Origin of the sequence: Pigmentiphaga aceris, from assembly GCF_008119665.1 — a bacterium.
Taxonomy (GTDB): Bacteria; Pseudomonadota; Gammaproteobacteria; order Burkholderiales; family Burkholderiaceae_B; genus Pigmentiphaga; species Pigmentiphaga aceris.
The window spans coordinates 3,189,839-3,215,315 of the sequence record NZ_CP043046.1 but is presented as its reverse complement, the minus strand read 5'-3'; the positions used below and the strand labels follow the sequence as shown (position 1 = coordinate 3,215,315).

26 protein-coding genes are annotated in these 25,477 nt (G+C 61.2%); 19 read left to right on the top strand and 7 right to left on the bottom strand.

Annotated elements, in window-relative coordinates; translation table 11 throughout:
• Positions 1 to 11 precede the first annotated feature (11 nt).
• The 5 genes from FXN63_RS13975 to FXN63_RS13955 all read right to left on the bottom strand — a co-directional run bounded on the left by FXN63_RS13975 (position 12) and on the right by FXN63_RS13955 (position 3,936).
• On the bottom strand, positions 12 to 779 hold the full coding sequence (locus tag FXN63_RS13975; protein WP_148815806.1) for a peptidylprolyl isomerase: 768 nt from the start codon (positions 777 to 779) through the stop codon (positions 12 to 14).
• 115 nt (positions 780 to 894) lie between these two features.
• Complete coding sequence (locus tag FXN63_RS13970; protein WP_148815804.1) at positions 895 to 1,182, bottom strand: BolA family protein; 288 nt, start codon at positions 1,180 to 1,182, stop codon at positions 895 to 897.
• Positions 1,179 to 1,763 (bottom strand): septation protein A, encoded by a 585-nt coding sequence (locus FXN63_RS13965; protein ID WP_148815801.1) that lies wholly within the window; start codon positions 1,761 to 1,763, stop codon positions 1,179 to 1,181. The genes FXN63_RS13970 and FXN63_RS13965 overlap by 4 nt, the downstream gene beginning before the upstream one ends.
• Before the next feature lie 127 nt (positions 1,764 to 1,890).
• Positions 1,891 to 2,292, bottom strand: coding sequence for a peptide-methionine (R)-S-oxide reductase MsrB (msrB, locus tag FXN63_RS13960; protein ID WP_148815799.1), 402 nt, complete (start codon positions 2,290 to 2,292; stop codon positions 1,891 to 1,893).
• A gap of 39 nt (positions 2,293 to 2,331) precedes the next feature.
• Positions 2,332 to 3,936: a protein adenylyltransferase SelO gene (locus FXN63_RS13955; RefSeq protein ID WP_148815797.1), complete on the bottom strand. Its 1,605-nt coding sequence runs from the start codon at positions 3,934 to 3,936 to the stop codon at positions 2,332 to 2,334.
• 228 nt (positions 3,937 to 4,164) lie between these two features.
• On the opposite strand from FXN63_RS13955, the gene FXN63_RS13950 reads away from it, so the two are divergent.
• The 5 genes from FXN63_RS13950 (at position 4,165) to FXN63_RS13930 (ending at position 9,059) form a co-directional block, all read left to right on the top strand.
• Positions 4,165 to 5,799, top strand: a complete 1,635-nt coding sequence (locus tag FXN63_RS13950; protein ID WP_148815795.1) for a 3-(methylthio)propionyl-CoA ligase — start codon at positions 4,165 to 4,167, stop codon at positions 5,797 to 5,799.
• Between the two features lie 106 nt (positions 5,800 to 5,905).
• Positions 5,906 to 6,193: a Dabb family protein gene (locus tag FXN63_RS13945; protein ID WP_148815793.1), complete on the top strand. Its 288-nt coding sequence runs from the start codon at positions 5,906 to 5,908 to the stop codon at positions 6,191 to 6,193.
• Positions 6,194 to 6,323: 130 nt separating this feature from the next.
• Entirely contained in the window at positions 6,324 to 7,217 is an 894-nt protein-coding gene (locus FXN63_RS13940) for an SDR family NAD(P)-dependent oxidoreductase (RefSeq protein ID WP_148815791.1), read from the top strand.
• A gap of 123 nt (positions 7,218 to 7,340) precedes the next feature.
• The gene (locus FXN63_RS13935) at positions 7,341 to 8,027 is read left to right on the top strand and encodes a histidine phosphatase family protein (protein WP_148815789.1); all 687 of its coding nucleotides are present in this window, start codon (positions 7,341 to 7,343) and stop codon (positions 8,025 to 8,027) included.
• A gap of 51 nt (positions 8,028 to 8,078) precedes the next feature.
• Entirely contained in the window at positions 8,079 to 9,059 is a 981-nt protein-coding gene (locus tag FXN63_RS13930) for an alpha/beta hydrolase (RefSeq protein ID WP_148815787.1), read from the top strand.
• 50 nt (positions 9,060 to 9,109) lie between these two features.
• On the opposite strand, the gene FXN63_RS13925 is transcribed toward FXN63_RS13930, so the two are convergent.
• Both FXN63_RS13925 and ygfZ read right to left on the bottom strand, forming a co-directional pair.
• Positions 9,110 to 9,901: an NRDE family protein gene (locus FXN63_RS13925; RefSeq protein WP_148815785.1), complete on the bottom strand. Its 792-nt coding sequence runs from the start codon at positions 9,899 to 9,901 to the stop codon at positions 9,110 to 9,112.
• 3 nt (positions 9,902 to 9,904) lie between these two features.
• On the bottom strand, positions 9,905 to 10,954 hold the full coding sequence (gene ygfZ / locus FXN63_RS13920) for a CAF17-like 4Fe-4S cluster assembly/insertion protein YgfZ (protein WP_148815783.1): 1,050 nt from the start codon (positions 10,952 to 10,954) through the stop codon (positions 9,905 to 9,907).
• Positions 10,955 to 11,136: 182 nt separating this feature from the next.
• Here ygfZ and mltG point away from each other — a divergent pair, with 182 nt between their 5' ends.
• The 14 genes from mltG (at position 11,137) to FXN63_RS13850 (ending at position 25,463) form a co-directional block, all read left to right on the top strand.
• Positions 11,137 to 12,309 (top strand): endolytic transglycosylase MltG, encoded by a 1,173-nt coding sequence (gene mltG / locus FXN63_RS13915; RefSeq protein ID WP_425468604.1) that lies wholly within the window; start codon positions 11,137 to 11,139, stop codon positions 12,307 to 12,309.
• The gene (gene tmk / locus FXN63_RS13910; RefSeq protein WP_148815781.1) at positions 12,306 to 12,950 is read left to right on the top strand and encodes a dTMP kinase; all 645 of its coding nucleotides are present in this window, start codon (positions 12,306 to 12,308) and stop codon (positions 12,948 to 12,950) included. The genes mltG and tmk overlap by 4 nt, the downstream gene beginning before the upstream one ends.
• Positions 12,947 to 14,014 (top strand): DNA polymerase III subunit delta', encoded by a 1,068-nt coding sequence (holB, locus tag FXN63_RS13905; RefSeq protein ID WP_148815779.1) that lies wholly within the window; start codon positions 12,947 to 12,949, stop codon positions 14,012 to 14,014. Before tmk ends, holB begins: the two co-directional genes overlap by 4 nt.
• Positions 14,015 to 14,541: 527 nt before the next feature.
• Complete coding sequence (locus FXN63_RS13900) at positions 14,542 to 14,820, top strand: hypothetical protein (protein WP_148815777.1); 279 nt, start codon at positions 14,542 to 14,544, stop codon at positions 14,818 to 14,820.
• 653 nt (positions 14,821 to 15,473) lie between these two features.
• Positions 15,474 to 16,256 (top strand): TatD family hydrolase, encoded by a 783-nt coding sequence (locus tag FXN63_RS13895; RefSeq protein ID WP_148815775.1) that lies wholly within the window; start codon positions 15,474 to 15,476, stop codon positions 16,254 to 16,256.
• A 183-nt stretch (positions 16,257 to 16,439) separates the two neighbouring features.
• Positions 16,440 to 17,090, top strand: coding sequence for an ankyrin repeat domain-containing protein (locus FXN63_RS13890; protein ID WP_187394895.1), 651 nt, complete (start codon positions 16,440 to 16,442; stop codon positions 17,088 to 17,090).
• Positions 17,087 to 17,608 carry a peptide deformylase gene (gene def, locus FXN63_RS13885; protein WP_148815771.1) on the top strand — a complete coding sequence of 174 codons (522 nt, stop codon included), beginning with the start codon at positions 17,087 to 17,089 and terminating at the stop codon, positions 17,606 to 17,608. Before FXN63_RS13890 ends, def begins: the two co-directional genes overlap by 4 nt.
• A 264-nt stretch (positions 17,609 to 17,872) precedes the next feature.
• Positions 17,873 to 20,791, top strand: a complete 2,919-nt coding sequence (locus tag FXN63_RS13880; RefSeq protein ID WP_148815769.1) for a monovalent cation/H+ antiporter subunit A — start codon at positions 17,873 to 17,875, stop codon at positions 20,789 to 20,791.
• 17 nt (positions 20,792 to 20,808) lie between these two features.
• On the top strand, positions 20,809 to 21,153 hold the full coding sequence (locus FXN63_RS13875; protein WP_148819324.1) for a Na+/H+ antiporter subunit C: 345 nt from the start codon (positions 20,809 to 20,811) through the stop codon (positions 21,151 to 21,153).
• Positions 21,154 to 21,158: 5 nt separating this feature from the next.
• Positions 21,159 to 22,784 carry a monovalent cation/H+ antiporter subunit D gene (locus FXN63_RS13870; RefSeq protein ID WP_148815767.1) on the top strand — a complete coding sequence of 542 codons (1,626 nt, stop codon included), beginning with the start codon at positions 21,159 to 21,161 and terminating at the stop codon, positions 22,782 to 22,784.
• The gene (locus FXN63_RS13865; protein ID WP_148815765.1) at positions 22,781 to 23,263 is read left to right on the top strand and encodes a Na+/H+ antiporter subunit E; all 483 of its coding nucleotides are present in this window, start codon (positions 22,781 to 22,783) and stop codon (positions 23,261 to 23,263) included. Before FXN63_RS13870 ends, FXN63_RS13865 begins: the two co-directional genes overlap by 4 nt.
• A complete protein-coding gene (locus tag FXN63_RS13860) occupies positions 23,260 to 23,541 on the top strand; it encodes a K+/H+ antiporter subunit F (protein ID WP_148815763.1) in 282 nt (93 codons plus the stop codon). The genes FXN63_RS13865 and FXN63_RS13860 overlap by 4 nt, the downstream gene beginning before the upstream one ends.
• Positions 23,538 to 23,924: a monovalent cation/H(+) antiporter subunit G gene (mnhG, locus tag FXN63_RS13855; RefSeq protein ID WP_148815761.1), complete on the top strand. Its 387-nt coding sequence runs from the start codon at positions 23,538 to 23,540 to the stop codon at positions 23,922 to 23,924. Before FXN63_RS13860 ends, mnhG begins: the two co-directional genes overlap by 4 nt.
• 213 nt (positions 23,925 to 24,137) lie before the next feature.
• Positions 24,138 to 25,463 (top strand): imelysin family protein, encoded by a 1,326-nt coding sequence (locus FXN63_RS13850; protein WP_148815760.1) that lies wholly within the window; start codon positions 24,138 to 24,140, stop codon positions 25,461 to 25,463.
• The last annotated feature ends 14 nt before the right edge of the window (positions 25,464 to 25,477 follow it).

Here is a 25,477-nt window from a genome sequence, read left to right as displayed (position 1 = left end):
GCCTGATTGTCTTACTGCACCTTGGCCTTCTCACGCAGTTCCTGTTGGAACGAACGGAGCTTGGCAGCGCGCAGCGATTCTTCGACTTGCGGCTTGACTTCGGCAAGCGGCGGGAACTGCACGTCGCGCACGTCTTCCAGCTGGATGACGTGGTAGCCGAATTGGGTCTGAACCGGTGCGTCGGTCAGTTGGCCTTTTTGCAGCTTGCCCAGCGCGTCAGCGAAGGGGCCGACGTAGGTGCCGGGGGGAGCCCAGTCAAGTTCGCCGCCGTTGGCTGCGGAACCCGTGTCCTTCGATTGCTTGGCCAGTTCTTCGAACTTGCCGCCAGCCTTCAGCTGAGCAATGATTTCGCGCGCCTTGGCTTCGTCTTCGACCAGGATGTGACGAGCGCGGTATTCTTTCTCGCCTTGAACCTTCTTGGCGTTGTCGTATTCGGCCTGGATGGCGGCGTCGGAAATCGGGTTCTTTTCTGCGTAGTCAGCCAGCAGTTGGCGGATCAGCACGCTTTGACGGCTCAGTTCGAGTTCGACCTGAACATCGGGCTTCTTGGCAATGCCGCGCTTCTCGACTTCTTGCATCAGCACTTCACGATTGATCAGTTCTTCACGAACCTGTTCGCGCAGCTGCGGGCTGTCGGGTTGACCTTGCTTGGTCAGCAGCTTGACGAATTGATCGACGCGAGTCGACGGGATCGCCTTGCCATTTACAACGGCCGCATTCTGGGCGAACACCGGGCCGGCCACGGCGAGTGCCGCCGCCAACATCAAAACACGCTTCATTTGGGTCAATCCTTGACGGAAGAGATCGGGGTGAAATCTAAATGGAAAACTGAGATGGGAATGCCCGGGAAGCGTTTGAACGCTTACCAGCGCGAGGCCGCATCGATGACCATGTTTACGCTGGCGTTACCGCCGCCACTTCGTCTGGCGCCAGGGCATGGATGGACAGCGCATGCACCTCGTGCGGCATCAAATCTTGCACCTGATCATACACCAGCCGATGCCGTGCAATCAGGCGCAAGCCCTTGAAACAAGCCGCTACGATGTGTACGCGATAATGTCCGGCACCGCCCGCGGCACCCGCGTGTCCGGCGTGCAGGTGGGACTCGTCATCGATGCGCAGGCTGGTCGGTAAAAGCGCAGCAAGCCGCTCTTCGATAATCGTGGTTCGGTTGGTGCTCATCGCGGCGCATCCTGATCGGTGCGGCCGGGCATGGCCACGTCGTCGTTGGCTGCCTCAGGCTGCATGTGGCGGCCCAGATAGACCGACTGCGCGATCACAAACACGATCAGCAAGCCGAAAATGCCGAAGACCTTGAACGTGACCCAGGTTTCCGTGGGCCAGTTGTAGGCCACGTACAGGTTCAGCGTACCGACGAAAGCAAAGAACCCTGCCCAGGCCAGGTTCAGGCGACCCCATGCCGCGTCGGGCAGGCGAATCTGCTTGCCCAGCATGCCGCGAATGGGATTCTTGCCCATGGCCAGTTGCGCAATGCTCAACACCAGCGCAAAGCCCCAATACAGCACGGTGGGCTTCCACTTGATGAAGGTTTCGTCATGCAGCCACAAGGTAGCGCCACCGAAGACCACGATGATGGCCAGGTTGACCCAGTGCATTGGCTCGATCGGCTTCTTGCGGACAAACAGCCATACGATCTGCAGCACTCCCGCTACCATCGCCACGGCAGTCGCCGTATAGATATCGGCAAACTTGTAGGCGATGAAAAAGAGGACGAGCGGGAAAAGGTCGAATAAAAGTTTCATTGCTTGAGCAGGATGATTTTGAGCGGAATGACTACGTGGTGTGTGAACGTGGCAGGGATCTATGACTTTTCAGGCCCGAGCTTGGTTCCGGCCTGAGTGTTAGTCGATCCTGGTGATTACTTGACGCCTATTTGGGCTCGAAGCGCAACGATACCGAATTGATGCAATAACGCAGGCCTGTCGGGGGCGGACCGTCTTCGAACACATGGCCCAGGTGGGCATCGCAGACGTTGCAGATCACCTCGGTGCGCACCATGCCGTGGCTGCGGTCGACTTCCTCGCGGACATTCTTCGGGTCGAGCGCCTCGAAATAGCTGGGCCAGCCGCAGCCCGAATCGAACTTGGTGTCCGATGCAAACAGCGGGGTATTGCAGGCCACGCAGTAATAGACACCGGGGGTGTGATGATTCCAGAACTCACCGGTGAATGCGCGTTCCGTGCCTTTCTGGCGGGCGACTGCAAATTGCATGGGCGACAACAGGTCGCGCCATTCTTCTTCCGACTTGATGACCTTGCGGGGTTCCGACATCGATGACTCCTTACGGTAGTACGTGGCGAGCCACGTCGTTCAAGACGAGCAACTGACAGAGATATCGCTGGCCCAGTCTGGCGGCAGCGACGCATATTGTTCCAGGCCGGGTCGCTCTGTGTAAGGGTCGCGCAGCGCGTTCAGCAAGGCTTCCAAAGGCCCCGTGTCACGTTGTTGCGCGCCACGTATCGCCAATTCGGCAAGGTGGTTGCGCAGCACGTAGATCGGATTGACCCGGTTCATGGCAGCAGCGCGTTCGGCATCGGGACGAGCTTCCAGGCGCAGACGCGCACGGTAGGTCTCCAGCCAGGCGTCGGCTGCGTCGCGGTCAATGAACAGATCGCGGAAGGTTTCACCGTCTGCGTCCACCGCATTGTCGTCGATTCGGACCTTGGCCAGACGACGGAAGCTTTGCGTGAAGTCGGCACGCGCATTGTGCATCAAGCTCCACAGGCTGTTCAGCAAGGCCGAGTCTTCGGCACGCCATTCAAGCAGGCCAAGCTTCAGCGCAGCTTGCTGATACAAGCGGCGCAGGAAAATCTCTTCGAACTGGTCCAGCTGGCTGCGCAGTGCTGCTTCCTCGTTGTCGAGCAAGGACATCAACGCACTGCCCAGCGCATACAGGTTCCAATGGGCGATTGACGGCTGGGCATCCCAGGCGTAACGCCCCGAACTGTCGGAATGGTTGCAGATGTGGTGGGCGTTGAAGCCGTCCATGAAGCCGTACGGGCCATAGTCGATGGTCAAGCCCAGGATGGACATGTTGTCGGTGTTCATCACGCCGTGGCAAAAGCCCACCAACTGCCAATCCGCGACCATTTCTGCCGTGCGGCGCACGACTGCGCCCAACCAGCGCAGGTAGACGCCGTTGGGCACCTCGGCCTCGCCGTCGGGCGGGGTCAGGCATTCGGGGTAGTAGTTGGCGATGACAAAATCGGCCAGTTCACGCACGCGTTCCGGCTGCTTGCGGCTGGCCCAGTGCTCGAACGAACCGAAGCGGACAAAACTGGGGGCCATGCGGGTGACGATGGCAGCCGTTTCCATGGTTTCGCGGCGGATGCGATCGTCCGAGGCCACGATGGCCAGCGCGCGCGTAGTGGGAATGCCAAGCGCATGCATGGCTTCCGAGGCCAGATATTCACGGATCGACGAGCGCAGCACGGCGCGGCCGTCTGCGCCACGCGAATAGGGAGTGCGGCCAGAGCCTTTCAGCTGCAATTCGTAGGCCTCTTCAGGACCGACAGCTTCGCCCAGCAACAGCGCCCGGCCATCGCCCAACTGACCCGCCCACACACCGAACTGGTGCCCGCTGTAGACAGCGGCCAGCGGGTCGCCACCGGGCAATGGCGCACGGCCGGAAAACACATCCAGGAAGGCCTGACTGTGCATGGCATCGCGGTCCAGGCCAATCAGACGGCCTGCGTCCTCGTTTGCGTGGACCAGCCAGGGGTCGGACAGCGGCGCGGGCGGCTGACGTGAATAGAAGACCTCAGACAGGCCCGCAAAGCGGTTCTGCACCTTGAGCACAAGGGGCGGGTTCAGATGCAAGTCGGTCGAAACGGTGTCGTTCAAATTCGCAGAATCCAGAGGCGAAGCGTCGAGAGCAGGGCGGTCGAAAGCAGATGTCACACGAATCTCCGGCATGGCCATCGATCTGTCGGCCGAGATAAACAGTGCATTGTAGTTGGGGCCGTTTGACGGTATCGCAATGTGGCCGGTCATCGATGTACGTACTGGGGTTTGCCCGCGATTTGCCCGTAATTCGGGCTTAAAACGGGCGCTAGGGTCTGTCGCATGTTGACCATGCTGGATACTGCACAGAGAATCGTCCGGCCACTCCCGGCCCACCCAGCGAGACCAAGAGGAGTAAGAATGCGCGGGCTCATGATGCAAACGCCTTTGCTGATTTCAGACCTTATTCAGCATGCAGCGCGATTCCACGGCGACACCGAGATCGTGTCGCGCCGAGTCGAAGGCGATATTCACCGTACGAACTACCGCGACCTGCACACCCGTATTCGCAAGTTGGCAAATGCGTTGACGGCTTTGGGAGTCAAACCCGGCGATCGAGTGGGTACGCTCGCCTGGAATGGCTACCGCCACATGGAGTTGTATTACGCGGTGTCAGGCATGGGTGCCATTCTGCACACCATCAATCCGCGCCTGTTGCCGGATCAGATCGCGTGGATCATCAATCACGCCGAAGACAGTTTCCTGTTCTACGACGCCAATCTGCAGCCGATTGTGGAGCAGATCGCCGGCAAAACGCCTGGCCTGCAAGGCTATGTGCTGATGGCCGATGCAGACAGGTTGCCGGCCGAGTCTGCCGCCGCACCTTTGCTTGCCTACGAAAGCCTGGTCGACGCAGCCTCAGACGAGTTCACCTGGCCGTCTTTCGACGAGAACACGGCTTCTTCGCTTTGCTACACGTCGGGCACCACGGGGAATCCGAAGGGGGTCTTGTACAGCCATCGGTCCACGGTATTGCACGCGTACGCGGCGGCCTTGCCGGATGTGATGAACTTGTCGGCCACCGACGTGATACTGCCGGTGGTACCGATGTTCCACGTCAACGCCTGGGGGTTGCCGTACGCCGCACCGTTGGTGGGATGCAAGATCGTATTTCCTGGCCCTGCGCTCGACGGCAAGAGCCTGCACGACTTGTTCGAGGCCGAAGGCGTCACGATGTCGGCTGGCGTGCCGACGGTATGGCAGGGCTTGCTGGCCTATGTCGATGCCAATGGCCTGGCGTTTTCGACCATGCGACGCACGGTGATCGGCGGATCGGCTTGCCCGCCGGCCATGATGCGGGCCTTCGAGGAAAAATACCGCGTGACCGTGGTCCACGCCTGGGGCATGAGCGAAACCAGTCCATTGGGTACTTCAGGTGCGCTGAAATCCAAGCATTCGTCGTTGTCTGCCGAAGCGCGTTACGCGGTGAAGTTCAAGCAGGGTCTTGCCTTGCCAAGTGTCGATCTGAAGATTGTCGATGACGAGGGCAATGAGTTGCCTTGGGATGGCAAGACTTTCGGCAACCTGATGACACGCGGTCCCTGGATCGTGAACGAGTATTACGGCGAAGACAAAAGCGCCTTGCAGGATGGATGGTTCCAGACTGGCGATGTGGCGGTCATCGACCCTGACGGTTATATGCAGATCACCGATCGCAGCAAAGACGTGATCAAGTCGGGCGGTGAATGGATTTCATCGATCGAGCTTGAGAACATTGCTGTTTCTCATCCCGGCGTACAGATCGCGGCGTGTTTTGGCGTGGCGCATCCGCGCTGGGACGAGCGCCCGTTGCTGGTGGTCGTTCGCAAGCCCGACAGCACGCTGGATCGCGAGGAAATGCTGGCGTTCTTCGATGGCAAGATCGCCAAATGGCAGAAGCCCGATGACGTGGTGTTTGTCGATTCGATTCCGCTGGGGGCCACCGGTAAAATGTTGAAGGCCGAGTTGCGACGCCAGTTTGCAGGGTATCGCCTGCCGGGCGTCGATCCGGCCTGATGTCGCTTTGTTCACCAGGTGCATTGGCGCACCTGGTGGGTTCAATTTTTTGGCGTGATCGGAAGTCTGTTGCGTGCCATCCGATCCGCTTTTTCAGGATGCAGGAATGATTCGTCATTTGGTGTTGTGGACGTTCAAGGATGCGGCCGATGTGCCGCGCGCCGCAGAGTTGCTGGCCGCGTGCCACGACTGCGTGCCCGGGATCGTTGAATTCGAAGTGGGTGTGGTGCAGGCCGGGTTTGAAGCGAACACGCAGCTGTCCTTGAACGCATTGTTTGCCGATCAGGCAGCGCTTGACGGTTATCAGGTGCACCCGACGCACGAAATCGTGAAGGCCTTCTTTGGCCCGCGTCGTGACACGCGACACGTGCTGGATTATCCCGTTACGCGTTGATGATTATCTGGGGGCATGTGTTTGTGCCCCCGATTTTCTCCATCTGCCTGCGCCCAAACGGGCGCATTCCGTTGTAAGACCGGCCCTGTACGAGCCTGATGCCTCGCACAAACCATTTTCGGCGGCTTCCATGACGACTTCCGGTTTTGTATTCCGTGGATCGACTGCGGTAATCACAGGCGCAGCCAGCGGTTTGGGGCGGGCGTTTGCGCAACGGGCAGGCGAGCTGGGCATGCGGGTGATGCTGGCCGATATCGATGCAGATGCCTTGCGCGTGACGGCAAGCGCCTTGAAAGACGCCGGCGTGCAAGTGGATACCTGCGTGGTCGACGTCAGCCACGCAGACCATGTGGACGCGTTGGCAGACCAGACTTTCGCGCGCTTCGGTGTGCCGCAGCTGGTTTTCAATAATGCCGGTGTGATCGGCGGCGGCCTGATATGGGAAACGCCAGATACCGAGTGGAAGCGGGTCATGGGCGTGAACCTGGGCGGCGTGGTCGCCGGGGTGCGCGCGTTCGTTCCGGCCATGATCGAAGTCGGCCGCCGACAGGTGGGCTGGCGCGGGCATGTGGTGAATGTGGCGTCGATGGCAGGCTTGGTGACACCGCCGAACATGGGTGTCTACAACGTGTCCAAACATGCCGTAGTGGCGCTGACCGAGACGCTTTATCACGACCTGGCGTTGGTGAAGGCACCCATTGGCGCGTCGGTCTTGTGCCCGTTCTTTGTGCCGACGGCAATCGCAGGTGCGGCAGACCCCAGCTTGAGCGCATCACAGCGTGCGGCCCAGTTGTTGACGGCCAAGGCCGTGGCAGGGGGTAAGATCAGCGCCCGTGACGTTGCCTTGATGACCTTCGAAGGAGTGGCTGAAGGTCGCTTCTATCTGTATTCGCATCCCAAGGCATTGGGACAGTATGCGGCGCGCGCGGGGGCCATTGTGGCGGGTGGTCTGCCGGCAGATCCATACGCAGGCAGGCCGGAATTTGCCGAGCAGTTGCGCAGCCTGCTGGACGAGGCGGACTGACCGCGTTGCTGGTCGCAGGCAGCAAGGCCGGACGCTTGTGGGCTTGATGCGCTGGCGTCTAAGTCACTGTCATGGCGACGCGGCAGAATGGAAAGACGGCAATACGCCAACAGGGATGTATAGATGGGTACGCTTTATGTGGTGCGACACGGCCAGGCCGCGTTCGGCACCGAAGATTATGACCGCCTGACCAACCTGGGCCGGCGGCAAGCCCATTTGCTGGGCCAACATTTTGGCTCGCTGGGCCTGAAGTTCGATGCAGTGGTGGCAGGCACCCTGACCCGTCATCATCAGACCGCCGAAGCGATTCTGGACGGCGCGAGCGCCAGTCACGAAATCGAGCGTATAGCAGCGCTGAATGAGTACGACGCCACGTCGGTGGTGACGGCGTTCACGGGTGAGCCGCCCAGTTTCGACCCCAAGGCCGTCCACCGCGACCCAGAGACGGTACGCACGTATTTCCGCCTATTGCGGGATGGCTTGCTGGCCTGGGCCGAAGGTGGCACCGAGCCAGTGGGCATGCCGACCTTTGCGGTATTCCAAAAACAGATCATGGATGTGCTGCATGACTTGCGGCAACGTTTTCCGACCGGCAATGTGCTGGTGTCCACCTCTGGCGGGCCGGTGGCCGCTGCGGTGTGTGCGGCGCTGGAGGCACCCGCAGCCAGCGCGGTGCATTTGAATCTGCACGTGCACAATACGGCCATCACCACCTTCAAGACCACGCGGCAAGGCTTGCAGCTGCTGAGCTTCAATGCGATTCCGCATCTGGATGCCAGCGGCGACCCGGCCTTGTCCAGCTACGCCTGAGCAAGCGGCCCGGCATTCATCTCTGATTTCCTTCCATACTGTTTTTGTTCAATGCGCGAACCCCGTTTTCCTTCTTTGCAGCATCCGCGCCCGCTTGCGCCCAAAGCGGCTGACCTGATCAACCGGATTCACCGGGCAGGACGTGCGCCATTCTGGCAACGCACTCCTGAAGATGCGCGCGATTTCTACGAGAAATCCAGCCCGATTCTGGATCTGAATCCCGCACCGGTTGCCGATGTGCGCTCCGTGCTGATTCCGGTGGCGGGCGGGCAGATCGACGGCCGTCTGTATACCGGGACGGGCACCGATGTGAGCAAACCCACGCCATTGCTGATCTACAGCCACGGTGGCGGATTCACCCTCGGCGGTCTGGAAAGCTTCGATTCCATCTGCCGGATGCTGGCCAATGGCTTGCAGGCCCGTGTGCTGTCACTGGACTACCGGCTGGCACCGACACATCGTTTTCCGACGGCTGCCGACGATGTGTTCAATGCTTGGCGCTGGGTGTGGGACCGTGCCGAACAGTTGGGGATCGACCGCACCCGCATTGCAGGCATGGGTGACAGCGCGGGTGGCACGTTGACGGCGCAGGCGGCCATCCGCGCACGTGACGCGGGTATGCAGATGCTGGCGCATGTGCTGGTTTATCCGGGCACTTGCGCATGGCAGGACACGCCGTCGCATGCGGCATATGGCGATGGTTATCTGCTGGATACCCAGACGGTGAAATGGTTCTTCGGCAACTATCTGCGTGACGACGCCGATCGCAAGGATTGGCGTTTCGCGGTGCTGGATGCCCCGCACCTGGCAGGCTTGCCGCCTTGTCTGCTGCAATTGGCCGAATGCGATCCGCTGGTGGATGAGGGCATTGCCTATGCCAACCGGCTGGATGAGGCGGGTGTGCAGGTGGACATGACCATGTACGAAGGCATGGCGCACGCGTTCTACAACATGGGCGGTGCGCTGGCGGCATCGCGCCAGGCGCACCGGGATACGGTGGCCTGGCTAAGTGAGCGTTTCAATCGGTTTTGAACTTTGTCGGTCTTGAGCTTTATCGATCTCGAACTACAGCCGGTTGAACTTCAATCGATCATGAACCGGTCGCTGTGCACACTGGCAGGTGCCAGCAGCGTAGCCTGATCGGCATTGTCGAAACTGCGTTCCATCATATCGACCTGGCGCTGCGCGTTGGCGATCAGCACCGTCTGTGAACGGGTGCCGTAGTCGGGGCTGATGATGAAGGGCGCAGACAGCATGCGCTCCATTGCCAACGTTACGCCGGTACTGGGCAGGGCCTGGTCAGGCGCAATGTGCCGATCGGCCAGGGGACGCAGGTACGCTTCCAGTGGGGCGTCGGCCGCTTTAAGCAGCGTCAGTGCTGACGTCAGCGAGACCACCTTGGGCCAGGGTGTGTCCAGTGACGCATTGGACAGACCATAGACCCCAGGCGACAGCGGGCAGGGTGCCTCGCCGCCCCGGTTGCTGTAATACCAAAGGCTGGGCGTTGCACCATACAGCTCGCCAACCAGCAGGTTGAAACCGCGAAACTGGTCTGCGCCTTCTTCGACGGCTTCCAGATAGTCCTCGGGCGAGGCCAACCCCGTCAGGAATTCCAGTACCAGCAGGCCGCGCGACTGCATGCCTGCGCGGTTGGTCTGTGGTTCGCGCACATTGGTGATGGCCGCGAAGCGACCGCCACGCGTGATGCCCATCCAGGTGCCGCCTGCTTGCAAGTCCTGACCGCCCCACAAGTCAGGGTAGCTGGCCCACCATCCTGCCGGCACCGACGGACGTGCGTAATACTCGTCGCGATTGGCGGCCAGCACAAAACGATTGGCCGCTTTGGGGTCCCACGCAAACGCTAGCAGGCACATGGCTTAACCCGGGAAGGCGTAGGGCAGGGCGCGCAGTTCGATCTTGGCACCGTCGGGTGCGGCCAGCGACAGACTGCCGGACTGTGCGCTCGCCAAGGTGCTTTCCAGCAGCAACGCCACGCCGCCTTCTGCTTGGGCTGCATTCACCACCCGGCCAGAGGGTTCATTGTCGCGCTCGCTATGAAACACGTCCGCGCCGACCAGACCTGCGGTGTCGATTGCGCCGTGGGCAATGCCGGCGAACATGCGGCGTTTCAGTTTGCCCAGATAGTGACTGCGGGCAACGATTTCCTGGCCCGGATAGCAGCCCTTGGTGAAGCTCACGCCTTCAACCAACTCCAAGTTGACCGATTGCGGCACGAACATGTCCTGGGTGGCGGCTTCGATCCACGGCAAGCCCGCCGCGATGTCTGCGCGACGCCAGGCTTGCACGTCACCCGGTTCCAGCACGCCACGTGCTTTGGCCAGCAATTCTGCGTGCTGCTCGGCACTGGCGATCCACCACCAGCGCTGGCTGTCGCCCTGCGACGGCGCGGCAATCCAGGTGCCACTGGGCAATTCCACGCGCGCCCAGGGTTTGCTGGGCAGCTCGCCGGCAATGCCGACCAGCACGGCAGCATCGGCCGCGACGCGGGCTTGCACGCCATAGGCAGCAAGCGGCGTCACGCCCAGCTTCACCTTGGCGCGCAGCACAAACATGGACAGACGCTTGAGCAAACCGGCTGACAGACTGGCGTCGACCAAGGCAAGCGCGCGAGGCGCTTCACCCGCTGGCTGCTCGGACCACACCACGAAGCTCGCAAGCAGGCGGCCCTTGGCAGTGCAATAGCCCGCCAGTCGCGCCTGGTCTGCCGGCAGCTTGGCCACGTCTTGCGTCAGTTGCGACTGCAGGAAGGTCCAGGTGTCGGCACCGGTGGCGTCGAAGACCTGCAAGTGGTCGAGCGCGGCCACGTGCAGAGAGGGACCGGACCATGCCTCGATGGCGGCAATGGGCGGGACGCCGGCGACCGGCACGGGATGTTCTGCGGGATTGGGGAGGACGGATTCAGTCATCGCCTTGCCTTGGAGAAGAGGACGGGCTGGCCGAAGGCAGGATGACGTCCGCGACTCCCTGAGTGAAACACCCAGAAGAAGCCGAAACCCATTACCGCCTGACCGGCGCATCGAAGAAGCTTGTGCTTGGATCACGTTATTATAGGCAGCCCGGCCATGCGTCGTTTCCCCTGGTTTCCGTCTTGTCCAAACGTTCGTTTGCCGGCCGCCTGTTCAGCGGCCTCTTCACGCTGCTGTTCCTTGGCATCCTGGCGGTGGCCGGTGCCGTGCTGGCCGTTATCTACGCCCCGTTGCCCCTGCCTTCCGACAAAATCGACTTCGTCATCGACCAAGGCAGCACCATGCGCAGCGTGGCGCGCCAGGTTCATGAAGCCGGTGTCGGCATCCCGCCCGAAGTGGTGATTGCGGTGGCCCGGATCACCAAGACCGATACGCAGGTCAAGGCGGGTGGCTATGAATTGTCACGGGGTGAAACGCTTTGGACGCTGCTGACTCGCATGAGTCGCGGTGACGTGACGCAACGCGAAGTCGCCTTCATCGAAGGCTGGACCTTCAAGCAGATTCGCGTGGCGCTGGGCAAGCACCCGGATATCACGCAGACGCTTCCCGGCTTGGACGATGCCAGCCTACTGAAAGAGCTTGGTGCGGAAGAAACGCATCCGGAAGGCTTGTTCTTCCCGGATACGTATTTGTTTGCGCGGGGTGCCAAGGACGTGGACATCCTTCGTCGCGCCTACCGTGCGCAGAAGAAGGAACTGGCTGAAATCTGGGCCAAGCGTACTGCCGACTTGCCGCTGCGCACGCCTTACGAAGCGCTGATCATGGCGTCCATCGTGGAAAAGGAAACCGGCCTGCACACCGAGCGCGAGCGGATTTCCGGCGTGTTTGCCAATCGCCTTCGCATCAACATGCCGCTGCAGACTGACCCGACGGTGATCTACGGCATGGGCGACGCCTTCGACGGCAACTTGCGCAGGCGTGACCTGCGAACCGACACGCCGTGGAATACCTACACGCGCAACGGCCTGCCGCCCACACCTATTGCCGCGCCTGGTCGCCAGGCCTTGCTGGCAGCGGTTCAGCCCGAAAAGCACAAGTTCTTCTATTTCGTGTCGCGTGGCGACGGTACCAGCGCCTTCTCTGAAGACTTGGCCGGGCACAACCGCCAGGTTGCGCGTTACATCGCCGCGATGCGCGCGGCGGGTCGCGCAGCATCTGCACCGGTGCAAGCGGTGCCCGGTGTGGAAACCGCAGGTGAACCAACTGCTGCCGATGCTGCCGCAAGCGATGCCATCAAGGCCGACGCTGAAAAGACCGAAGCTCCCAAGACTGACCCCACTACCAACAAGCCATGACCCTGTCGTCGACTGAAACTGGCGGCCCGCGTGGCCGCTTCCTGACGCTTGAGGGCGTGGATGGTGCGGGCAAAAGCACGCACGTAGACTGGATTGCGCAGACCCTGCGCGACCTGGGCATCGATGTGTTGCAGACCCGTGAGCCGGGCGGCACACCGCTGGCGGAAACGCTGCGCGAAATGGTCTTGAACCAGCCGATGTCACTGGAAACCGAAACTCTGCTGATGTTTGCTGCCCGCAGCGAACACATCAAACAGGTTATTGAACCTGCGCTGGCGGCAGGCCGTTGGGTGCTGAGCGACCGTTTCACCGACGCAAGCTACGCCTATCAGGGCGGTGGCCGGCAGTTGGGCGGCGATCGGGTGGCGGCGCTGGAAAAGTGGCTGCATCCGGGTTTGCAGCCTGATCGCACGTGGTTGTTCGACGTACCGCTGTCAGTAGCACGCGAGCGACTTGGCCGTGCACGTGTGCCAGACCGCTTCGAGCAGGAAAGCGACGCGTTCTTCGAGCGTACGCGCAACGCCTATCTGACGCGTGTAGCGGAATCGCCCGACCGTATCCGGGTGATTGACGGTACGCAGAGCATTGATGCCATCCGCGAATTGCTGGCCCAAGAGCTGCGCACCTGGGTGGCTGCATGAGCTTGGCGGTGGTTCCCCCTTGGTATGCGCAGACAGCGCAGCAATGGCTGTCGCAGCGTGAACGGTTTGCCCATGCGTGGCTGATTCATGGCTTGGCTGGCACGGGCAAAGTCGATTTTGCCCGGGCGGCAGCAGCGGCATTGCTGTGCGAATCGCCGCGCGGCCACTTGGCGTGTGGCGTGTGTCCGGCCTGTGTGTGGATGTCCAGCGGCAACCATCCCGACTTTCGACGTATCCGGCCAGACGCAGTGGCGCAGGAAGAGGGCGACGAAGAAGCCGGTGAGAACGAGGATGGCGAGGCACCCGCAGTGGATGTGGTGGCGCGTGCATCCAAGAAGGCCCCGTCCAAGGAAATCCGGGTTGAGCAGATCCGGGCGATGGAGGCCTGGGCTACTACCGGTACGCACCGGGGTGGTTTGCGGGTTGTGGTGCTGTATCCGGCCGACAGCCTGAATGTGGTGTCGGCGAATGCCTTGCTGAAGATTCTGGAAGAACCGCCACCAGCTACGGTATTTTTGTTGGTCAGCAATGCGCCTGATCGACTGTTGCCGACTTTGATTTCGCGTTGCCGTAGGTTGCCTTTGCCGGTGCCTGCGCCGGATGTGGCGCTGGCATGGCTGACTGCGCAAGGTGCCGACGATGCGGCCGGCCGGCTGGCCGCCAACGGTGGTGCTCCAATGGGTGCGTGGCGCAGCTTCCAGGCTGAAATCCCGGCGCGCCCGGTGTGGCTTGGCGATCTGATCGATACCCTGGCTGCCGGCCGCAGCCCGGATGTCGGAGCAATGGTCGAACTGCTGGAAAAGCAGCCGCCCGCGCACTGGTTAGACGCCTTGCAGCGCATGACGGTGGATATCGCCTTGATCCAGGCGGGTGCGGGTGCACGGTATTACCCGAGTGCATCGGGTGCGTTGGAGCGTATCGGTACCAGTGCTGGCCGGGTGTCGATTGCTGAGCTTGGTCGTTGGTTGCAACGGCAGCAGGGTATTTCTGGTCATCCTTTGAATGGTCGCTTGTTCGCCCACGAAACGCTGCTGCGCGTGGTTGAGGCTGTACGGGGGAGGTGACTGCTTGGGTTTTTTATGCCGTTGCCAGGGTGTAGCGCTGGGTACGTTGGTTACGGTGTAGCGTTCTTTTGCCAGTCGTGGGTGGTGGGGCCGGCTCGTCTGCCCCGCTGGACCTAGGCGTCGGGACTCCCGCCCTCCACCTCGTCCAGAAGGGCAGCCAATCCGGCCCCACCACCCGCGCCTTCAAAGCGGTTTGGTTAAAAGCGCATGCCGCCTTTGGGCGGTTTTCGTTTTTCTGGCTGATTGGTGCTGGACGCGGCTCCCCCGTACTGACGTATTCAATCCTTGAGCACCGCCCGGCTGGAGCCGGGGACTTGGCTGGCCAGGTCGCCACGAAGCGAGTCAACGGCTCACGTTTCGGACCGTCCTTCAGCAGCCTTTTACGGCAGCGCCACGCAAGAAAATTTGCGCGTCTGCTTGGTGGTGGGGTGACACCGAAGCGGGTGGCCGCCGCATCCCGGCATGCGGAGAGTGGCCGCGATGATCGTGGCGCTGGCGGCTGATTTGCGTAAAACAGCTGTGCTGTGTTGGTCGAGGCGCTTAGCATCATCGGCGCTCAGCACTGCTCACTACCGTTCAGCGCCGTCTTGAACGTTCTTTACCGCTTCGAACGCACGTCATCGCTTCGAACGTTCATCGCCAGCCCGAACGTCGATCATCAGTCCGAACGTTTAGTGCACAGCCTTCAAAGCGCCAACCTTCAGCGCCTCGCTTTTTCGTCGCATTACCTGGTGCGCGGCCACCCGCTTCCAAGTCACCCCACCACCAAGCAGATGCGCAAATTTTCTTGCGTGGCGCTGCCGTAAAAGGCAGCTGAAGAACCTACCGAATCGAAAGCCGGAGAAACCGCTTCGTGGCGACCTGGGCAGCCAGTCCCCAGGGCCAGCCGCGTGGCGATCAAGGACGGTGACCACCGAATGCCGAGAACCGCATCCAGCACCAAGCAGCCAGCAAAACGGCAAACGCCCAAAGGCGGGATTGGTTTTTAACCTGAACAGTTCTGAAGGCGCGGGTGTCGGGGGCGTGGCGGCTGCCCTTCTGGACGACGTGGAGGGCGGGAGACCCGACGCGTAGGTCCAGCGGGGCAGACGACGCGCCCCCGATGCCCGCGACTGGCCCACGTACAACGACTGGCCCACGTACAACGACTGGCCCACGTACAACGACTGGCCCACGTACAACGACTGGCCCACGTACAACGACTGGCCCACGTACAACGACTGGCCCACGTACAACGACTGGCCCACGTACAACGACTGGCCCACGTACAACGACTGACCCATATACAAAACGAGCAACAACGAATGGCACCCGGCAAATAGCCAAAGCCATCGCAGCACCTGAAAGCCGCACCAGACGTCAGAAGTTGAGCCCAATCCACCGTAGGGGTAAAGCCCAGGTTCAAGACCCGAACGGGTTAAGCTTGCTGACTATCCAGCTTGGTCCCCGTTTCCCCCTTATGTTTGCCGACTCCCACTGCCATCTGAACTTTCCCGACCTCGCCGCCCAACTGCCCGAGATCCTGGCCCGCATGCGCGTCAACCGCGTCAGCCAAGCCCTGTGCGTCAGCGTCAACCTGACAGACTGGCCCGGCCTCATGCAAATGGTCGACAGCCAGCCCGGCCTGTGGGCGTCCGTAGGCGTACACCCAGACTACGAAGACACACCCGAACCATCAGTCGACGAACTCGTCGCACTGGCCGCCGCACCCAAAGTCGTTGCCATTGGTGAAACCGGACTGGACTACTTCCGCCTGACCGGCGACCTGGAATGGCAGCGTGCGCGCTTCCGCCGACACATCCAAGCCGCCCGCCAAACTCGAAAGCCCCTGATCATTCACACCCGCGCAGCCGCCGACGACACCTTGCGACTCATGCAGGAAGAGGGCGCGTCGGAAGCCGGTGGCGTGATGCACTGTTTTACCGAATCGCAGGCCGTTGCCGATGCCGCGCTGGCCATGAACTTCTATATTTCGTTCTCGGGCATCGTGACCTTCAAAAGCGCCCGAGACTTGCAGGAAGTGGCCAGAACCGTGCCGCTTGACCGGCTGCTGATCGAAACCGACTCGCCGTATCTGGCACCGGTGCCGTTCCGTGGCAAGCAAAACGACCCATCCAAAGTCATTCATGTTGCCGAAAAAATCGCCGAACTGCGTGGCATGACGGTTGCGGACGTGGCCCGGATATCGTCTGACAACTTCTTCCGGTTGTTCAACGGGATAGATCGTACTCATCACGTTTGACTTGAACTTTTATGGCAGTCGTCATGATGATGAGATCCTGTATAGAACTTCATAAATCACTTTAAGTTTGGTGATCTATGAAGAGGCTGTTATCCAATAAAAACAATGACTTGAGAGATTAAGCGAATGTCATTTATATCAAGTGTTTCCTCAGCGCGGCGCATCACCCTTGGCGCGCTTGTCATGGCCACGATGCTGTTCGTGACTGGCTGCGCAAGCAACGCCAGCGCGGCGGGCCAGTTCGACGACTTCTTTATCGACGTTCGTAACGATCGCGCACCGAAAGTAAAGTCGGCACTGTCTCGCGGCCTGTCGCCCAACACCCGTGCCGAAGACGGCAGCCCCGCCATCATGGAAGCCATCAAGGAAGATGCCTGGGGGGTCTACGATGTACTGCTGGCTGCCAAGGACATCGACCTGAACATCCAGAACCCGGCCAAGGAAACCCCGCTGATGTACTTGGCGATCAAGGGTGACGTGCCGCGCGCAACTGCCTTGGTTGCGCGTGGTGCCGAGGTCAATCAGGCAGGCTGGACGCCGCTGCACTACGCCGCAACCATTGGCAATGTCGAGCTGATCAAGCTCTTCATCGCCAATTACGCCTATATCGACGCCGCTGCACCGAACCAGACCACGCCGCTGATGATGGCCGCGCGACACGACCACTTTGACGCCGTGAAGCTGTTGCTGGACGAAGGTGCCGATGCCACGCTGAAGAATCAGTTGGGCATGGACGCCGCCGATTTTGCCAAATCGATGGGCCACACCACCTTGGCCAATGCGCTGCGTGAACGCATTGACCGCGACGTGAAGCGCCGCGGAGCAAAGCCATGATCCGTGAAATCGTACGTATGGGTGACTCGCGGCTGCTGCGCATTGCACAGCCGGTGCAGCAAACCGGCACGCCTGAATTGGCGCAACTGGTTGAAGACATGTTCGATACCATGCACGCCGAAGGCGGGGTAGGGCTGGCGGCTCCGCAGATTGGCGTGGATCTTCAATTGGTGGTGTTCGGTTTCGAGCAAAGCGAACGCAACCCAGATGCCGCGCCGGTTCCGCGGACGGTGCTGATCAACCCCGTGATCACTCCCTTGTCGGACGAGATCGAAGACGGTTGGGAAGGCTGCCTGTCGATTCCAGGTCTGCGTGGGGTGGTGCCCCGTTATCGGCACATCCGTTATCAGGGCCTGGATGCCGACGGCAACATCATCGATCGTGAAGCAACCGGCTTCCATGCCCGCGTTGTGCAGCACGAATACGACCACTTGGTTGGCACGCTGTACACAATGCGTATCACCGATTTCAGCCGTTTTGGGTTCACCGACGTACTGTTTCCTGCGACTGAGGCCTGAAAAAAGCACGAATCGCCGCGTAATTGGCGCGATTTGTGCAAAAAAATCTGCAATCTGCGTCGATCAGGCGCGTTGACCCTATAAAATTAAAATAAAAATCCAATCTCGGCACAGCCGAACTGCTTTGCGGGGTCTGATGATCGATGAAGTTCAACGCTCGAGGTCGATGAGCGGCGCTCAGGTGGCCGCTCGCCTAGCCACCTATCCGGCTGTTTATATAGCCTTTGTCTCGGCCATAGGGGCCATGCTGACAGGAGGGGATGCATGACACTACTCTTGATAGTCATGCTGCCGTTCCTGGGCAGCCTGTGCGCGGCGGTATTACCCGCCAATGCGCGTAATGCCGAGGCTTGGCTGGCGGGTCTGGTTGCAGTCGCCTGCGTCTGTCTGACCGCCTCTCTGTATCCCGCCATTCAAAGCGGTGAACCTGTACGCATGGTGTTGCCCTGGGCACCCACGCTGGGCTTGAACTTCAGTTTGCGCATGGACGGTTATGCATGGCTGTTTGCCATGCTGGTTACCTGCATGGGCGCGCTGGTGGTGCTGTACGCGCGTTATTACATGTCGCCCGCCGACCCGGTGCCGCGCTTCTTCGCGTTCTTCCTGGCCTTCATGGGTGCCATGCTGGGCGTGTTGCTGTCGGGCAATCTGATCCAACTGGCCGTGTTCTGGGAAGTCACCAGCTTCGCGTCCTTCATGCTGATTGCCTACTGGCATCATCGTGCGGATGCGCGTCGCGGTGCGCGCATGGCGCTTACGGTCACTGGGGCCGGCGGTCTTTGCTTGCTGGCCGGCATGTTGATGCTTGGCCATATCGTCGGCAGCTACGAGCTGGACGTGGTGCTTCAGGCAGGCGAAGTGGTTCGCGCTCACCCCTGGTACGTGACCACGCTGGTGCTGATCGCGCTGGGCGCACTGACCAAGAGCGCGCAGTTCCCCTTCCATTTCTGGCTGCCGAACGCCATGGCGGCACCGACGCCGGTGTCTGCCTATCTGCACTCGGCCACGATGGTGAAGCTGGGCGTGTTCCTGCTGGCCCGGTTCTGGCCGGTGCTGTCGGGCACTGATGCCTGGTTCTATATCGTGGGCGGCGCGGGCTTGCTGTCCTTGGTCATCGGCGCGTACGCGGCGATCTTCCAGCAAGACATGAAAGGGGTGCTTGCCTACTCGACCATCAGCCATCTTGGGCTGATCACGCTGCTATTGGGCATGAACAGCACCATCGGCCTGGTGGCCGCGCTGTTCCACATCGTCAATCACGCAACCTTCAAGGCATCGCTCTTCATGGCGGCGGGTATCGTCGACCACGAAACCGGTACGCGCGATCTTGGACGCTTGAGTGGGCTGCGACGAGCCATGCCGATTACCGCCACGCTGGCCATGGTGGCGGCGGCTTCGATGGCGGGCGTGCCCTTGCTGAACGGCTTCATCTCGAAAGAGATGTTCTTCACCGAAACCGTCTACGTGGCCGGCAACCTGAGCGTTCGTGTGCTGCTGCCGCTGGCGGCGGTGGTTGCCAGTACGTTCAGCGTGGCTTACTCGCTGCGTTTCATCTTGCAGGTGTTCTTTGGTCCGGCTCCGTCGGACGATCTGCCGCGCCCGCCGCATGAGCCGCCGCGCTGGATGCTGTTGCCCAGCACCTTGCTGGTGATTACCTGCCTGGTCGTGGGTGTGCTGCCTGCCCTGACGGTTGGTCCCTTGCTCGATACCGCTGCCCGTTCCATTCTGGGCGACACGATGCCGACGTATAGCCTGGCCTTGTGGCATGGCTGGAATACCCCGCTGGTCATGAGCTTGCTGGCCTTGCTGGGCGGTATTGGCCTGTACTTGGCGCTGCGTCGTCACCAGCGTGAACATCCGGGCAAGGCGCCGGTGATCTACCGCTTCGACGGCAAGCGCAGCTTCGACATCGTGATGGCGTTTGTCACGGGGGCTGCCAATTACGCGCTGCGGCTGTTGTCTTCGGGTCGTCTGCAGGTGCAACTGCTGTTGCTGGTGCTGGGCTGCCTGATCATCGGGACCGCCTTGTGGTGGACGGGTGATACCACCGGGCCGCGCCGCGAGGTCACTGAGCTCGATCCGGTCTTCCTGCTGATGTGGGTGATTGGCGGCGTCAGCGCCGTGGCAGCGGCAACGCAGGCCAAGTACCACCGATTGGCGGCGTTGATGCTGTCGGGTGGAGCAGGGCTGGTGACATGCATGACCTTCGTCTGGTTGTCTGCACCCGACCTGGCACTGACTCAGTTGACTGTTGAGGTCGTGACTGTGGTACTGATCCTGCTGGGTCTGCGCTGGCTGCCCCGCCGGATTGCCCGCGACGACGAGAACGAACCAGCGCGCGCCAAGCTGCGCCGCCTGCGTGACTTGGTGATTGCCTGCGCGGTGGGCCTGGGCTTGGCGACCGTGACCTACGTGATGCTGACCAGCCCGATGGTGCCTGGCATTGGTCCGTTCTTCGTGGAAAATGCGCTGCCGCTGGGCGGTGGCACCAACGTGGTGAACGTGATCCTGGTCGACTTCCGCGGTTTTGACACCTTTGGCGAAATCACGGTGCTGGGCATCGTGGCGCTCACCGTCTACGCCTTGCTGCGTCGCTTCCGTCCGCCACCAGAAAGTATCGACCGGCCGCATCAGCAGCTGGATCAAGACGAAGCCGACGATCACCCGGCCCCGGACGTAACGGCGCTGCTGCCTGGCAATGCCATGCGCATTCCTGCCGTCAATGTCCGGCTGTTGCTGCCGATTGCTGCGATGGTGTCGCTGTTCTTCCTGCTGCGTGGCCACAACGAGCCGGGCGGTGGATTTGTCGGCGGCCTGGTGATGGCAACCGCTGCCATCCTGCAATACATGGTGGGTGGCACCGTGTGGGTCGAGTCGCGCACGCGCATTCATCCGCAGTACTGGATCGCCTTCGGTCTGCTGTGTGCGGCGGCTGCAGGGGTAATGGGCTGGTTTGCCGGCATGCCCTTCATGTCTGCAATTGCCTGGCACCCGGTGCTGCCGCTGGTGGGCGAAGTGCATTTGTCCAGCGTGCTGATATTCGACATCGGCGTGTACATGCTTGTGATCGGTGCCACGGTGCTGATCCTGGTGGCCTTGGCTCACCAGTCCTTGCGTAGCCAGCGTCGGCCCTCGGCCGGACGCGCGGGTGCGGCGAACCAGCTCACCGACGGAGAAACATGATGGAATTCACGATTTCAATGGAGCTGGTCTACGCCGTCGCGGTGGGCGTGGTAGCCGGCTCGGGCATCTGGCTGGTCCTGCGCCCGCGTACTTTCCAGGTCATCATGGGACTGACCTTGCTGTCCTATGCGGTGAACCTGTTCATCTTCAGCGCCGGCCGCCTGACCACCGGGCGCGCCCCGGTGATCGACGCGGTGCGCGGCCTGGACCCGACCTTGTATGACGATCCGCTACCGCAGTCGCTGGTGCTGACGGCCATCGTGATCGGTTTTGCCACCACGGCATTGTTCCTGGTGGTGCTGCTGGCCGCTCGCGGCTTTACCGGCACCGACCACGTTGACGGCAGGGAGTCCGAGTCTTGAGCTGGATGACCCATCTGCCCATTCTGGTTGTCGTCGTCCCCTTGTTCACGGGGGCGCTGATGTTGTTGCTGCGCGAGTCGCAGCGTGGTGTGCGTGAAGCCCTGGCCCTGGTTTCCATGCTGATCCATGGGTTCTGCGCAGTAATGTTGCTGCGCGCAGCCGGTGGCGCATGGCCGGAAATCTGGCCTTCGGGGATCGTCGTTTATCTGCCCGGTGGCTGGCCTGCCCCGTTCGGCATCGTGCTGGTTGTCGATCAGTTGGCTGCCGTCATGGTTGGCCTGACTTCGTTGCTGGGTTTTGCCACGCTGATCTACTCCCTGGCCCATTGGGACCGCGTCGGAGTGCACTTCCACAGCCTGTTCCAGTTCCTGTTGATGGGCTTGAGCGGTGCCTTCATGACGGGCGACTTGTTCAATCTGTTCGTGTTCTTCGAGGTCTTGCTGGCGGCATCCTACGGTTTGCTGCTGCATGGCTCGGGCGTGGCACGGGTACGCGCCGGCCTGCATTACATCGCCATCAACCTGGCCGCGTCCTTCCTGTTCCTGCTGGGTGTGGCGCTGATCTATGCCATGACCGGTACGCTGAACATGGCCGATATGGTCGACCGCGTGCAGGCACTGTCCGAGGCGCAGCGCACCCAGTTCTCAGTGGGGATTGCGTTGCTGGCCAGTGCCTTCCTGGTCAAAGCAGGCGTCTGGCCCTTCAACTTCTGGTTGCCCAGCGCCTATACGGCGGCTGCTGCGCCGGTGGCTGCCATGTTTGCCATCATGACCAAGGTGGGTGTGTATGCCTTGGTGCGGCTTGACACCTTGCTGGCGCCGGCTGGCGTCTTTGCCCCCCTGGGTGGCGAATGGATGGTGGCGGGCGGCCTGGCGACGCTTGGGTTCGCAACGCTTGGGCTGTTGGCGTCTCAGCAACTTGATCGCGTCGTGGCGTACTGCGTGTTGATGTCGTCCGGTATTGTCCTGACCGCCTTCGGGCTGAACGATGCGCGCCTGAATGCGCCGGCACTGTTCTACATGGTCAGTTCGGTAACGGCCACGGGTGCATTCTTCCTGCTGGTGGAAATGGTGGCGCGCAGCCGCGTGTTCGGGGCGGATCTGCTGGCGGTGTCGTTCGAAGCCTTCGGCATGGAAGACCCGGCCGACGCCATGCGCAGCGACGACGTGGTCGGCGTGGCAATTCCGGCGGCAATGGCGTTCCTGGGCCTGGCCTTTGTCAGTTGCGCCTTGCTCGTGACCGGCATGCCGCCCTTGTCTGGCTTCATCGGCAAGTTCGCCATGTTGTCGGCGGCCATTGCATCGGCACCGACAGCGGTGGATTCGCTGGCGGTATGGGCGTTTGTCGCGATGCTGCTGTTGTCCGGCTTGGCTGGCGTGATTACGCTGTGCCGGATCGGCATGCGTTCGTTCTGGGGTGCGGAAAAGCGCACCACACCGCGCCTGCGAGTCATCGAAGCCGGACCGGTGGCCTTGCTGGTGATGAGCTGCGTGCTGATGTCTGCTGCAGCCGGCCCGGTGCTGACCTATCTGGATGGCGCAGCCGCCAGCCTGGCCAATCCGCAGGGTTATATCGACGCAGTGATGGCTGCACGGCCCGACCGGGCCGGTCTTCCGGGAGCCACACAATGAACCGCCGTCAACTTCCCTGGCTGCCCCTGTTCCTGTGGGTGTTGTGGCTGCTGCTGAACAATTCCGCCTCAGCAGGGCAATTGATCGTGGGCGGCCTGCTGGCGTTTGCGATTCCGGCCGCCACCGGCGCAATGCGTCCGTTGCGTTCACAGCCGCGTCGCGTTCTCACCGTCTTCAGCCTGATGGCGCGAGTGGCCGTCGACGTGGTCCGCTCGAATATTGCGGTGGGCCGCATCGTGCTGGGCATGGCAGGGCACGAGGTCGTGTCGGGTTTCATCCGCATTCAGCTCGACATGCGCGATCCGCACGGCCTGGCCGTGTTGTCATGTGTGTTGACGGCCACGCCGGGCAGCGTCTGGACCGACCTGAACGCAGACAACATCCTGACCATCCACGTGCTTGACGTGCAAGACGAGGAGACGTGGACGCGGCTCATCAAGGATCGCTACGAGCGACCGCTGATGGAGATTTTCGAATGAATCAGATTCTTGGGTATGCACTGACGTTTGCGTTGCTGGCGCTGTGCGCCGCCATGCTGTGCTCGCTTGGACGCCTGCTGATCGGGCCAAGTGCGCAAGACCGTGTGTTGGCACTCGATGCCTTGTATATCAACGCCATGTTGCTGGTGCTGACCGTGGGCATTCGTTACGGCACCACGCTGTACTTCGATGTGGCGCTGCTGATTGCACTGTTCGGCTTCGTCGGCTCGACGGCGTTTGCCAAGTTCCTGTTGCGCGGGGAGGTGATCGAACCATGAATCTCGAAGACGTTCCGCTCTGGGCTGCTTTACCCGCTTCGCTGCTGCTGGTGCTGGGCAGCCTGATCGCCTTGGTCGGCGCTGTGGGCCTGCTGCGCCTGCGTGAATTCCTGACCCGCTTCCATGCACCGGCTTTGGGCACCACCTTGGGCACCTTGTGCATTCTGGCTGCGTCTATCCTGGTGTTTTCGGCTGTGGGTGGCCGGCCCGTGGTGCACGAGGTATTGATCTACATTTTCTTGACCATGACGGCACCGGTGACGGCAATGCTGCTGGTTCGCGCGGCGTTGTATCGCAAGCGCGAGCGTCCAGCGGAAGAAGACGCCGAAGACAATGTGGAAATGCCGCAGCCCGGTCCGGAAGACGCCGTGCTGCGTAAATAAGCCGGAAAAAATCCGAAGCGTTTCAGATCGCGGCACAACTTACTGCCTGGATAGAACGTTCAGGCAGTAAGTTCGCCGTCAGTTATTAAATGAAAATCGTTTACAATCAACGGCTTCGTGGGAGGAGGCCGGCTTGGTAAAGCGGCCCGGAATTGATTCGGAAGCTGTCGGGACTTGCCCGATGGGGATCCGGAAACTTCAGGGAAAAATTCGATGACGACGTATAAAAAACGCTTGGGCGCGATCTTGTTGAGCGCGGCCTTCCTCGGCACCGGTTTGTTGAGCGCGCAAAGCGCTGTGGCCGCTGTCCAGCCCAAGCAGGTCGTCGCCCTGTATGCAGACCTGGCGCTTGCCGGGTATCAGGACTCCCTGTCCGGTGCACGCAAGCTGCGCACAGCCATCAACGCACTGGCCTCCAAGCCCAGCGAAGCTTCCTTGAAAGCGGCGCGCACGGCATGGCTTGCCGCCCGCGTGCCTTATCAGCAAACCGAAGCCTTCCGCTTCGGCAACGCCATCGTCGATGACTGGGAAGGGCGCGTAAACGCCTGGCCGCTGGATGAAGGCCTGATCGATTATGTCGATGCCAGCTACGGCACCAGCTCGGACGAAAATGCGTTCTACGCCTTGAACGTGATCGCCAATCCCAAGCTCACGGTTGCCGGCAAGCAGATCGACGCCAGCAAGATCAACCCGGCGCTGTTGTCTGAACAACTGCAGGAAGCGGGCGGCAACGAAGCCAACGTGGCAACGGGCTATCACGCGATTGAATTCTTGCTGTGGGGCCAGGATTTGAACGGCACCGGTCCCGCACCGGCCGACCGCAAGGGCACGCCGCAGGAACGCCATGCAGGCAATCGTCCGTTTACCGATTTCGATACCAAGCAGTGCACCAACGGCAATTGCGATCGCCGGGTGCAGTATCTGAAAGCCGCAGCCGATCTGCTGGTTTCCGACCTGGAAGAAATGGTCAGCAACTGGAAGGTCAATGGCGCAGCCCGCAAGGCAGTGGTAAGTGATCCCGCAGCAGGGCTGTCTGCGTTGATGACCGGTTTGGGCAGCCTGTCCTACGGCGAATTGGCCGGCGAGCGCATGAAGCTTGGCCTGATCCTGCATGACCCCGAGGAAGAGCATGACTGCTTCTCCGACAATACGCACAACTCGCATTACTACGACCAGATTGGCATTCAAAATGTCTACCTGGGTTCGTACAAGCGCAGCGACGGCGTAGTGGTCAAGGGGGCCAGCGTGTCAGACCTGGTGAAAGCCAGCGACGCTGCCCTGGATGCAGAAGTGCGCGCCAAGCTCGATGCCACGACGGCCGCCATGGCTGCGCTGAAAAAGCGCGCGGAAACCGTTGAAACCTATGACCAGATGATTGCCGAGGGCAACAAGGAAGGCAACGCCGTGGTGCAGGCAGCGATCGACCGCCTGGTCGATCAGACGCGCAGCTTCGAGCGTGTCGTGGTGGCGCTGAAGCTGGGTGGTGTGAAGGTCGAGGGCTCGGACAGCCTGGACAAGCCGGGCGAAATCTTCAAATAAGCCCTGGTTGTCGA